General features: G+C 55.3%; 10 protein-coding genes and 1 pseudogene. 3 read left to right on the plus strand and 8 right to left on the minus strand.

Features of this window, described 5'->3' with window-relative positions:
- Positions 1-10: 10 nt before the first annotated feature.
- From rplM to AC14IB_RS00140, 4 genes are all read right to left on the minus strand, one after another.
- On the minus strand, positions 11-439 hold the full coding sequence (gene rplM / locus AC14IB_RS00125) for a 50S ribosomal protein L13 (protein WP_068858181.1): 429 nt from the start codon (positions 437-439) through the stop codon (positions 11-13).
- Between the two features lie 154 nt (positions 440-593).
- A complete protein-coding gene (locus AC14IB_RS00130; protein WP_484229997.1) occupies positions 594-1,733 on the minus strand; it encodes an acyl-CoA dehydrogenase family protein in 1,140 nt (379 codons plus the stop codon).
- Between the two features lie 70 nt (positions 1,734-1,803).
- Positions 1,804-2,901, minus strand: coding sequence for a cell division protein ZapE (gene zapE / locus AC14IB_RS00135; protein WP_484229998.1), 1,098 nt, complete (start codon positions 2,899-2,901; stop codon positions 1,804-1,806).
- Between the two features lie 2 nt (positions 2,902-2,903).
- On the minus strand, positions 2,904-3,626 hold the full coding sequence (locus AC14IB_RS00140; RefSeq protein ID WP_484229999.1) for an alpha/beta hydrolase: 723 nt from the start codon (positions 3,624-3,626) through the stop codon (positions 2,904-2,906).
- Between the two features lie 112 nt (positions 3,627-3,738).
- Between AC14IB_RS00140 and AC14IB_RS00145 the strand changes: the two genes are divergently transcribed.
- Positions 3,739-4,185, plus strand: coding sequence for a Z-ring associated ZapG family protein (locus AC14IB_RS00145; protein WP_484230000.1), 447 nt, complete (start codon positions 3,739-3,741; stop codon positions 4,183-4,185).
- A gap of 193 nt (positions 4,186-4,378) precedes the next feature.
- Entirely contained in the window at positions 4,379-6,994 is a 2,616-nt protein-coding gene (locus AC14IB_RS00150) for a bifunctional aconitate hydratase 2/2-methylisocitrate dehydratase (RefSeq protein ID WP_484230001.1), read from the plus strand.
- A 215-nt stretch (positions 6,995-7,209) separates the two neighbouring features.
- On the opposite strand, the pseudogene AC14IB_RS00155 reads toward AC14IB_RS00150, so the two are convergent.
- From AC14IB_RS00155 to AC14IB_RS00170, 4 genes and pseudogenes are all read right to left on the minus strand, one after another.
- Positions 7,210-7,825, minus strand: a pseudogene (locus AC14IB_RS00155) (3'-5' exonuclease).
- A gap of 11 nt (positions 7,826-7,836) precedes the next feature.
- Complete coding sequence (locus tag AC14IB_RS00160) at positions 7,837-8,727, minus strand: Tim44 domain-containing protein (RefSeq protein ID WP_484230002.1); 891 nt, start codon at positions 8,725-8,727, stop codon at positions 7,837-7,839.
- Positions 8,728-8,845: 118 nt separating this feature from the next.
- Entirely contained in the window at positions 8,846-9,904 is a 1,059-nt protein-coding gene (locus AC14IB_RS00165; RefSeq protein ID WP_484230003.1) for a saccharopine dehydrogenase family protein, read from the minus strand.
- Between the two features lies 1 nt (position 9,905).
- Positions 9,906-10,682, minus strand: coding sequence for a nitroreductase family protein (locus tag AC14IB_RS00170; protein ID WP_484230004.1), 777 nt, complete (start codon positions 10,680-10,682; stop codon positions 9,906-9,908).
- A 111-nt stretch (positions 10,683-10,793) separates the two neighbouring features.
- Here AC14IB_RS00170 and AC14IB_RS00175 point away from each other — a divergent pair, with 111 nt between their 5' ends.
- Positions 10,794-11,357 (plus strand): lipid-binding SYLF domain-containing protein, encoded by a 564-nt coding sequence (locus AC14IB_RS00175; protein ID WP_484230005.1) that lies wholly within the window; start codon positions 10,794-10,796, stop codon positions 11,355-11,357.
- The last annotated feature ends 103 nt before the right edge of the window (positions 11,358-11,460 follow it).

Consider the following 11,460-nt stretch of genomic DNA (forward strand, 5'->3'; position numbering starts at 1 on the left):
AGCATTCAGCTCAGATGATCAGTTCTTTGGGCTGCTGTGCAGAATGCGGGTGCTCGGCGCCACCGTAAACCTTCAGCTTGCTCAGCATGTCGCGACCCAATGGGCCTTTTGGCAACATGCCACGGACAGCGATCTCGATTGGCGCAGCTGGCTTAGCAGCAATGAGCTTCTCGAAATTGACACCCTTGATACCACCGGGGAAACCCGTGTGGTGCCAGTAAACTTTGGCGTGAGCCTTGTTGCCTGTAATAGCAACTTTAGCGGCATTCACAACTACGATGTAGTCGCCTGTATCAACGTGCGGAGTGAACTCCGGCTTGTGCTTGCCACGCAGGCGGCTTGCAATTTCGGTCGCTAAACGACCGAGAGTCTTGCCGTCTGCGTCAACGACGAACCAGTCGCGCTTAACGTCTGCGGGCTTGGCACTGAAAGTCTTCATGTCAACATGCCTTCATAAAAACAGAGTCCGCGACCCCTGAAAATCAGGCTGTCGCAATGAGGTCGCGAATAGTACCCAAGGTCTTCGACTTTGACAACGCCCAAGCGAATAAAAATTCTCGATTGGGCGCTTTAAGCACTCAGACGGGCCGCAATTAGATCAGTGTGCGGGCAATAATGCCCTTCATGATCTCATTGGTGCCACCGTAGATACGCTGTACGCGGCAATCTGCCCACATACGCGCAATCGGATACTCCCACATGTAACCATAGCCGCCAAAGAGCTGAACACATTCATCAGCCACTTCGAACTGCAGGTCGGTTACCCAGTATTTTGCCGCAGCTGCACTCTGAATATCCAGCTTCTTCTGCATATGCAGTTCAATACAACGGTCAACATAGGTCCGTGCCACTTCAATCTTGGTGTGGATTTCGGCCAACTTATACTGGGTGTTCTGGAAGTCACCGACGCGCTTACCAAAGGCTTTACGCTCACGCACATAGTCTAGGGTCAGCTGCAACGCGCCCTCCATCTGCGCCACCGCATTAACGGCAATGCCTAAACGCTCCTGGGGCAATTCCTGCATCAGATAGACAAAGCCCATGCCTTCGGCGCCAATTAAGTTGGCTTTGGGCACTTTAACGTCATTAAAAAACAGTTCCGACGTGTCTTGAGCCTTCATCCCGACTTTGTGCAAGTTACGACCACGCTCAAAGCCAGGCATGCCGCGCTCGACCACAAATAGCGAAATGCCTTTGGCACCCTGCGAAGGGTCTGTTTTCGCAACCACAATCACGATATCGGCCATCTGGCCATTGGTAATGAAGGTTTTCGACCCATTCAGCACGTAGTGATCACCCTGATCAATTGCAGTCGTTTTCACTGCCTGCAAGTCAGACCCACCGCCCGGCTCTGTCATGGCGATGGCACCAATCAATTCACCGCTAACCATTTTCGGCAGCAGGCGCAGTTTCATCTCTTCGTTGCCGTAATGCTCGATATACGGCGCCACGATATCGGTATGCAGCCCCCAGCCAATGCCACTCTGGCCCATGCGCGCGATCTCTTCCATGACAATGATGGAGTAGAGATAGTCCGCACCCGGCCCACCGTAAGCTTCTGGCAATGTGGGGCATAGAAACCCATTTTCGCCGGCTTTCAGCCATAGCTCTCGCGAAACCTGACCGTCTTCTTCCCACTGTGCGTGATGCGGAACGGATTCTTTCTCTAGGAACTTCCGCAATGTGTCACGAAAGCCTTCATGTTCGGGCGAAAATAGGGTGCGCGGAATCATGGTTCTTCTCCAAATAGTGGGTTGGCGTAGTGCAAGGCTCGCGTCGCCGCTGTTCAGAGTCGGTAAAAACTCAAGGGCGGTGTTCGCGCGCCAAATAATCTCGCGATTGCATTTCTTGCAACCGACTTTGCGTGCGCTGGAACTCGAAGCTCAGCCGGCCTTCGCTGTAAAGCTGAAGAATGGGGAGCTCCGCTGACATAACCAGCTTCACACTACGGTCGTAAAACTCGTCGACGAGATTGATGAAGCGACGAGCAGCATCATCATTGGACGCTCCTAGCGCCGGCACATCTGCCAACACAACCGAGTGATATTCGCGCGCAATCTCAATGTAATCGTGAGCGCTTCGGGGCTTTTCGCACAGCTCCGAAAAACGACACATAAGTACATCGTCGGTGCGGGACATAACCTCGACTGAACGGTCATTGATGTCAATAGGACTTTGCACTATCTGCTGGCCATTTGTGATTTCGCGAAACGATTTCGCCAAAGACAGTGTTGCCGCATCTCCCAGTGGCGAGTGATACAACTCCGCCTGCTCCAACACTCTCAGGCGATAGTCCACGCCAGAGTCAACATTTAAGACACGACAATACTGTTTAACCATGGCAATAGCCGGCAAAAACCGTTGTCGCTGCAGGCCATTCTCATAAAGACGATCCGGCACAATGTTGGACGTTGCTACCAGGGTCACCCCCCGAGCAAACAACGCCTCAAACAACCCGCCGAGTATCATGGCATCGGCAATATCGGTGACAAAAAACTCATCAAAGCAAATCACCACCGCTTCATCATGAATACGCTCGGCAACAGCCGTTAAGGGGTCTTTCGTACCTTGCAGGGCCGCCAAATCTTTATGCACACGCTGCATAAAGCGATGAAAGTGCACGCGCATCTTTCGGCGAAAAGGAATCTGCTCATAAAACAAATCCATGAGATAGGTTTTACCCCGCCCCACCCCACCCCACAGATACAAGCCTTGAGCCGGGATTTTCTGCCGCTTAATTTCTCGCAAGCGCGCCGGGCCACGGACTTTTTTAGCCACATCAAAACGCTGCTGCAGCGCCGCATGAACCTCAGTCAATGCAATCACTGCTTCCGACTGCGCCGGATCAAATTGAAACTGACCACTCGCGATATCGCGCTCGTAACACTGCAATGGCGTCATGCTTAACGTTGCTCTTCACTGGCATTCATTAATTTTTCGCAGACTCGTTGAGCCCACCCCTTTAATACCGCCAACTGACCGTGGAAAAAGTGGCCCGCCCCGGGCACGGTAGTGATTCTGACACCCGCATCTGCTGCAAGCAGCCATTGTGCGATCGCCTGCGGATCGACCACTTCATCTGCATCACCGTAGATCACCTCCGTACCCTCGACGAGGGACGCTGCCGACAAGTCGAAGCGCGTGACCGGCGGCGCAACCAAACAGAGCCGTGGAAGCGGTGGCGGCTCAACCGTGCTATTCGACGACAATGCGGTGTATACACGCAACGCCACAAAAGCACCAAAGGAGAATCCCGCCAAGAGTCGCCAAGGCAATTGAAATTGCTGCTGTGCCCAGCGCATCACCACCAAGGCATCATCCTGCTCACCCTGCCCGTGATCAAACTGACCCGTGCTAGCCCCAACGCCGCGAAAGTTAAATCGAATGGCCATTAAACGTTGATCACGGAACGTGCGCGCGAGCGTGGTGACAACCTTATTATCAAACGTTCCGCCCATTAAGGGGTGTGGGTGACACACCAAGGCCAAACCGACCGCTTGAACAATAGGTACGTGGATCGCCAACTCAATCACAGACGTAGCGGTTGTTAACAGCAGGTGATGCTCACCGGCCGCCAACGTCACTGGCAACAACGAATGTGACGAAACTACAATGGCCTCGGCCATGAGCACTCCTGTACGCTGCACTTTCAAACGAGGGGTGGCAGATGGTATAGATAGTGCCTAGCTGCGCCAATGCCAATTAGGTTTGAGCAACGCTGTTCAGGAGAAGCGTCAGATGGGTGTTTTGGTCTATTTGCTGATTTTTATCTTAGGTGCAGCGGCCGGCGTCGTATTCACGAAACGCCAAGCGCCCGATCGCCGAGTTCAAGAGCTCGAAATGCTGCTGCAAGACTTGCAAGCGCGCCATGATCGCTACCAGAGCGATGTCAGTGATCACTTTAGCGAAACCGCCGAGCGCGTCAATGAGCTCACGCAGCGCTATCGGGAAGTGCACCAGCATTTAATTCAAGGTGCACAATTACTATGTGATGACCCGAAACGAAGCAAAGACTCAAATCCAGCGAACGCATTTACCAGCATCAATACGCCCGAAGCTCGCGAGCCCCACACTTATGATCAGTATGCGGACAGCGAACTGGTCGGCTACGAGCCTCCCCGCGACTATGCAACGAAAAGCCCGCAAGATAAGGGCACGCTGGATGAGCGCTTCGGCTTTAAATAAGCGAATTTACCGGCCACTGGTCATTTGAGACCACCGGATGCTGTAGCAAAGGATGAACAGCCTTACTTTTAGCAGGTCTTTCCGCTACACTTTTCAACCGAATTTCGTGCTTTCCCCAATTGGCATGCCGTGTGCTTCGGCGACGGCAGCCCATTGGGGCAGCATTCCGCCGCCCCCGTAGAGGACACACCCCGTGCTCGAAGCCTACCGTCAACATGTTGCCGAACGCGCCGCTCTCGGCGTTCCCCCGAAGCCCCTGGATGAAGCTCAGGTTGCCTCGCTGGTTGAATTACTGAAAAACCCACCTAAGGGCGAAGAAGCTTTCCTCGTTGATTTGCTCGAAAATCGCATTCCGCCAGGCGTGGACCAAGCTGCTTATGTGAAAGCCGCATTCTTGGCTGCCGTCACGAAAGGCGAAGCCAGTTCCCCGCTAGTGACCAAAGAGCGCGCGACCTATCTGCTCGGCACCATGCTCGGCGGGTACAACGTAGAGCCGCTGGTTGCAGCCTTAGATGATGCAGCCCTAGCCGCTACCGCCGCTGAAGCCCTAAAGAAAACACTGCTCGTGTTCGATGCTTTCCACGACGTAGAAGAAAAAGCCAAGGCCGGTAATGCTTTTGCCAAGGCCGTCATTCAGTCATGGGCAGATGCCGAGTGGTTCACTAGCCGTCCGGAAGTTGCTCGCGAAATCAAGGTCACTGTCTTCAAAGTCACCGGCGAAACCAACACGGACGATTTGTCACCCGCCCAAGATGCGTGGAGCCGTCCAGACATTCCATTGCACGCTAACGCCATGCTGAAAAACCTGCGTGATGGCATCAACCCTGAAAAGCCAGGCGAAATCGGCCCGATCAAGCAGCTCGAAGCCCTTAAGGCCAAGGGCAACATCGTGGCTTACGTTGGCGACGTAGTGGGTACGGGATCAAGCCGTAAGTCCGCCACCAACTCGGTGCTGTGGTTCACTGGCGACGACCTGCCGCACATCCCGAACAAGCGTGACGGTGGTGTCTGCATCGGCTCCAAAATCGCCCCCATCTTCTTCAACACAATGGAAGATGCTGGCGCCCTGCCAATCGAACTCGATGTCGGCCAGATGAACATGGGCGACGAGATCGTCCTGCACATTAACCACGAGTCTGCTGAAGTAACCGCCACCAAGAATGGCGCCGAAATTGCTAAGGCTCCGCTGAAGACGCCTGTACTGCTCGACGAAGTACGTGCCGGTGGCCGTATCAACTTGATCATTGGCCGCGGCCTGACCAAGAAAGCTCGTGAAGCGCTGGGTCTGGCACCATCCACTCTGTTCCGTACACCGGTTCAACCTGCAGACACAGGCAAAGGCTTCACCCAGGCACAGAAAATGGTCGGCCGCGCCTGCGGTTTGCCTGAAGGCCAAGGTGTGCGTCCCGGCACCTACTGCGAACCGCACATGACCACCGTCGGCTCCCAAGACACCACCGGCCCGATGACCCGCGATGAGCTGAAAGATTTGGCTTGCTTGGGCTTCTCTGCCGACCTCGTCATGCAGTCGTTCTGCCACACTGCTGCTTATCCAAAGCCCGTCGACGTGAAGACTCACCACACGCTGCCGGACTTCATTATGAACCGTGGCGGCGTTTCGCTGCGTCCTGGTGACGGCATCATCCACTCCTGGCTGAACCGTATGCTGCTGCCGGACACCGTCGGCACCGGCGGCGACTCGCACACCCGCTTCCCGATCGGTATTTCCTTCCCAGCCGGTTCCGGCCTGGTCGCCTTTGCCGCTGCCACCGGCGTCATGCCGCTGGACATGCCGGAGTCGGTGCTGGTTCGCTTTAAGGGCAAGATGCAGCCTGGCATCACCCTGCGTGACCTCGTGCATGCCATTCCTTATGCTGCCATCCAACGTGGTGAACTGACCATCGAAAAGAAGGGCAAGAAGAACGTCTTCAACGGCCGCATCCTGGAAATCGAAGGCCTCGAAGATCTGACGGTTGAGCAGGCATTCGAATTGTCCGACGCGTCAGCTGAACGCTCGGCCGCCGGTTGCTCGATCACCCTCAGTGAGAAATCGGTTGCCGAGTACCTGACCTCGAACATCACCATGCTGAAGTGGATGATCTCGAACGGCTACGGCGATGCCCGCACCATGGCTCGTCGTATTGTTGCCATGGAGAAGTGGCTGGCTAACCCAACGTTGTTGCGCGCCGACAAGGATGCCGAATACGCCACCATCTATGAGATCGACCTGAACGAGATCAAAGAACCGATCCTGTGCTGCCCGAACGATCCAGACGATGCCAAGCCACTGTCGCAAGTGGCTGGCGCCAAGATCGATGAAGTGTTTATCGGTTCGTGCATGACCAACATCGGTCACTTCCGTGCTGCCGGCAAACTGCTTGACAAGGTAGAGGGCGGCTCGCTCGCTACTCGTCTGTGGCTGGCTCCGCCGACGCGTATGGATGAGCATCAGCTCATGGAAGAAGGCTATTACAACATCTATGGCCGCGCCGGTGCCCGTACCGAAATGCCAGGCTGCTCGCTGTGCATGGGTAACCAAGCTCGCGTCGCGCCGAACACTACCTGCGTTTCCACGTCGACCCGCAACTTCCCGAACCGTCTCGGTCAGGGCGCTGATGTTTATCTGGCCTCGGCTGAGCTCGCCTCGGTTGCCGCGGTGATGGGCAAACTGCCAACCGTAGCCGAGTACATGGAATACGCAGGCAAGCTGGATGCCATGTCTGCCGACATCTACCGTTACTTGAACTTCGATAAGATGAGCGAGTACACGGATGAGGCCGACAAGATCAACATGGCTCAGCTGACCTGATCTCGCTGAACTGATGTGCGAAAAGCCCGGACTTGCTCCGGGCTTTTTTATGCGCATTAACAACGGTCTGTCACTGAGGGGGAATGGTGCTGGAAAACGCTGTAAACCCATCCCTGGGCGCTCTTCTCGGCATCCATGCCTCGACCGTTTCCAGCACCATTCCCCCTCAGCGACAGACCTGCTTCAGTGCATAAATAGCTCGGCTTAGCCAGCCGCTACCAAAGATGCATTCGAGCTGGTTCAGGGACAGACTTGAGCTGTGTTTTGATGGTTTTCTGGTATTGGCTCAGGAAGCTGGGGTTGCTGTCGGCACCTTGATATAGCGCGGCGAGGTCGGCTTGTATGCGCAGAAACAAGTGCGCGGTCATGCTGGCATCAGCAAGGGCTCAGTGGTGACGACCATCGACAGGGATGTTGTAGGTCTACAAGGGTGGCGAGTTTGTGGTTAATTGACCACGGGTACAGGCGACGAGACAAAAGGACCGTGCAGAGAAAATCGTGCTGATGAGGTCGATCAATTCGCGAGAGCTCTTGCTGCCAGAATTTGCGGTCGAAGCTGGCGTTGTGGGCAACCAAGGTGGCATCACCGACAAACTCAGCAATTTCAGCCATCACCCGCTCAGGCGCGGGTGCTCCGCGAATCATCATGGGCCTAATGCCGGTGAGCGAGGTAATGAATCCCGGCACGCGAACGCCGGGGTTCATCAGGCTCTGCCAGGAATCGACAATCTGGCCATCCTGCAGCAAGACGGCGGCCACTTCCAAGGCTCGGCCGCCATGATCTGGCATGAGGCCGTTGGTTTCAAAATCAATGACGGCGTAGCGCGTCATGCGATTACAGCTTAGGTCGATTCGATACCCGTAATCAGCCACGGATTTTCGGCCTTGGAGCCATCACGTTCGAGGTGCCAGACATCAGTGAAGTCTTCTTCCACACCTTCCACGACATCACGATAACGACCGCTGAATCGAATACTGACTTCGGCGAGACCAAATTTTTCATCGGCACGAACCAGCTCAGAATCCACACGAATGACTTCGGTGTGTTGAGCACCGGACAAGCTGGCGCGTTCGGCGACCAACTCGGCGTACAACGCAGGCGTCGCATACTCTTCGATTTTGGCTAGATCATTCTGGTTCCAGGCGTCTTGCAACGTACGAAAATGCTCTTTTGCACCATCCAGAAAAGCGGGTGTATCGAAGCCTAGGGGCAACGTCATAGGCACTGCATCGCTGCCTGCACTCACCGGGCTGCTGCTCACAAAGCTATCGCGACGATTGCCAAAGACAGGAGGCGTCGTGTTCGGCGTGCCTGCATAGGCAGGCTGTGGCACACGCGTAGCGGCTCCAGCAGGCGCATTACCCTGCCGCAGCAAACGGAAAATTTTGAAGGCAACAAAGGCCAGCGCCGCCGCAATCAGGATGTCCATAAACTGTAGACCTTCGAACGCACCGCCCGCGAAGAGAGCCGCAAACAGGCCACCGACCAGCAAGCCACCTAGCAGGCCGCCCATCATACCTTTGCCTGCGGCCTTAGCCGGCTGCGCGGCTGACTGTTCGGCTGCCTGCTGTCGCTGGGCTGGGGCATCAGCACTGGACTTGCTTGGCTGAGAAGGCGTGGTTTGATACGTACGGCCAAATGACTTGCCGCCACCAAAACGCTTGGCATGCGCCACTTCCGTGGTCAGCGTAAACGCCAACATGATCGCAAAAATTGCCCACAAATTTTTCATGATTTATCTCTCTGGAAATGTCAAACGCGTAACGCGACAGTAAGCTTACCCTAGTGGCAAATGAACGCGATGCGTCAGCTGGCGATATTTCGCAGGATGAGGCATCACCATTCCAGCCTTAACTCACTTGGAAAGTACCCGAGCCCGGCAAGCTCTCGACCAACTCCGCCCCCATCAACATCGCTGGCGTGTAGCTGCCACCCGTGGGTTGATTGTTGAGCAGCCAGGTCACCACCGCCAATGCCCCATCAACCGTCAGGCTGTAGACGTTATTCGTGCGAATACGCACCGTCCGCGTGATGCCTGCCGCATTACGCGCCTCGCCCCACACATAGGTCGGCTGCGCCGTTCGCGTGGCTAAGTCGGGGCCTTTCACGCGCAGATCAATTTGGCGCTTGAGAAAGTTTTGCACGAAGGTTAGGCCAAAGATGGATTTGCCTAAGTTCATGACCTTGGCGCCGTAAATGGCCGACTTTGGCAAGGGAATCCACGCGTCAATGTTGGCGATGCCGGTGGTGTAAAACGCAGTCGAGACATCGCCCCACGGGATAGACATGGCCGTGCGAGGCCCGCGACCGAAGTCAATGTCGCGATGCTTGCTGCCCATAGGCACATTCACAAGTCGCCCGTCGCGGCGCTCGATGCTGCCCTTTGACAATCCTTCCAGCAGTGTTTTTGATGTGCCAGGCGAAGGGCCCGTCGGCGACTGGAAGCCCAACGAGAGATACTCTGCATCCGGCAGTAGCTGCTTCAATTTGGCCGCTACACAGTCAGTAGGAATGACATCAAAGCCCACGCCTGGGCAAAGCACAACATTGGCCTCGCGAGCCCGCGCGGTCAGCAAGTGTATATGCTCGAACACGGCAACTTCACCGGTAATATCCAAGTAGTGCGCGCCAACAGCGAGACAGCCTTCGACCATCGGTGCACTGGTGGCTGAGAACGGACCCGCGCAATGCATCACCAGATCGATCTCCGCCAGCCCAGCTTTTACGGTGTCCGGCTGACCAAGACCAAAGGCCCGATAATCAAGACCTAGCTCCGTTGCTAATGTCTGCAGTTTTCCTGTGTTGCGTCCAGCAAGTACCGGACGCAAGCCCTGCGCTACCGCCTGACGAGCAATCAGCTCGCCGGTATAGCCGTTGGCCCCATAAATCATCCATGACTGAGTCGTCATATCAGACCTCATGCACAAAGAGTTCGCGCTCGAAACGTACCTGAGGCCAGAACACGCCATCATCAGCACGCTCACCCGCACCAACGACCATGACCGGGAAAGCGGCGTCTTCTAGTTTAAGTAACTTACGTACGCGGACCTCATCGAAGCCTTCCATCATGCACGTGTCATAGCCATGAGCGCGGAAGGCCAGCACCAAGTTTTCACAGGCCAGAGCCGTACTTTTGGCAGCCCAGAGCTGAACTTCCGAACTTGTGTATGGACCACGAGGCACTGGAGCCACCAGACCACCCACCGCAAACGCGGCTTTCTTCACCATGGCGAAGCTGTTCAGCGGGCCCGGCGCGTAGTTATAGGGAATGAGCTGGTAATAACGCTTCACCAACGTCGGTACATCCGGCATGGGCCATTCACGCAGCATTTTGCGCGAGAACTCTTCAACACGATCGGTGCGGGCGACGCACACAATCAGCTCAGAGGCTGTTTTCGCGGCGAGCTGACTCATGCAAGCCTTAACCAGCTTGGCTTTTTTGGCTGGCGTGCGCACAACATAGAACTCCCAAGGCTGTAGCCCTGAAGAACACGGGGCCAGCAGGGCCATATCCAAGCAATCGTCCACAATCGTCTGAGGGATAGGCTTGCTGGTGAACTTACGCACCGAGCGTCGGCTCATCACCACCTTACGGAACTCTTCGACATCAATGTGTTCAGGGGCCGGCTCATGGTAACGGTCTTTGCCATTGATGCTGATGGTGCTGGCTTGAGGCGAGTTCGACATGCTGTGTTGCTCCTGAAGAAAATGGCGCCCAGTCTATAGTGAGTTCAGTGTGCGCACCAAATACCACTTTGAGCGTTAGTGCTAGCACAACCCACTAAAAAGAAGACTGCTATGAATATCATTCGAAGTGCTTCACTTTCGCTTTTGCTCGGCATTGCGACCCCGGTGTCTCTGGCTTTAGTGAGCCCCGTAGCGGCTGCGGCCAGCGCTGAAGATCTGAACCGTTCTGCCAACCAGGCACTCGACAAACTCTATCGCAGCAACCCGGTTGCCGCGGCGATGGGCAAGCAAGCCAGTGGTATTTTGGTGTTTCCCAATGTGGTTAAAGCCGGCCTGATCTTTGGCGGCAGCTATGGCGAAGGCGTGTTGCTTAAAAATGGTGCCGCCAGTGGCTACTTCAATTCCGTTTCCGCATCTTGGGGGCTGCAAGCAGGCGCTCAATCGTTTGGTTATGTGCTGTTTCTCATGAATGAGAAATCGCTGAGATACCTAGAAACCAGCCAGGGCTGGGAAGTCGGCGTTGGGCCTAATGTGGTTGTCGTGAATGAGGGCGTCGCAAAAAGCCTGACATCAACCACGCTCACCGGCGACACCTATGCATTCATCTTTGATCAACAAGGCCTGATGGCTAGCTTGAGTATCGAAGGCAGCAAAATCACACCGATCAAGCGTTAATCCGAAAATGGCCTGCTTGCCAGGCCATTTTTAAAACCTTTACATCACACACTGTCATATTCGTGATAGCCTCTCGCTACATCCATTGTCGACCTTAGTCGGC

It is taken from the genome of Perlucidibaca sp. (genome assembly GCF_057084925.1).

Coding starts and splice junctions, on each gene's coding strand:
- rplM (WP_068858181.1), bottom strand. CDS start 439: ATGAAGACTTTCAGTGCCAAGCCCGCAGACGTTAAGCGCGACTGGTTC.
- AC14IB_RS00130 (WP_484229997.1), bottom strand. CDS start 1,733: ATGATTCCGCGCACCCTATTTTCGCCCGAACATGAAGGCTTTCGTGAC.
- zapE (WP_484229998.1), bottom strand. CDS start 2,901: ATGACGCCATTGCAGTGTTACGAGCGCGATATCGCGAGTGGTCAGTTT.
- AC14IB_RS00140 (WP_484229999.1), bottom strand. CDS start 3,626: ATGGCCGAGGCCATTGTAGTTTCGTCACATTCGTTGTTGCCAGTGACG.
- AC14IB_RS00145 (WP_484230000.1), top strand. CDS start 3,739: ATGGGTGTTTTGGTCTATTTGCTGATTTTTATCTTAGGTGCAGCGGCC.
- AC14IB_RS00160 (WP_484230002.1), bottom strand. CDS start 8,727: ATGAAAAATTTGTGGGCAATTTTTGCGATCATGTTGGCGTTTACGCTG.
- AC14IB_RS00165 (WP_484230003.1), bottom strand. CDS start 9,904: ATGACGACTCAGTCATGGATGATTTATGGGGCCAACGGCTATACCGGC.
- AC14IB_RS00170 (WP_484230004.1), bottom strand. CDS start 10,682: ATGTCGAACTCGCCTCAAGCCAGCACCATCAGCATCAATGGCAAAGAC.
- AC14IB_RS00175 (WP_484230005.1), top strand. CDS start 10,794: ATGAATATCATTCGAAGTGCTTCACTTTCGCTTTTGCTCGGCATTGCG.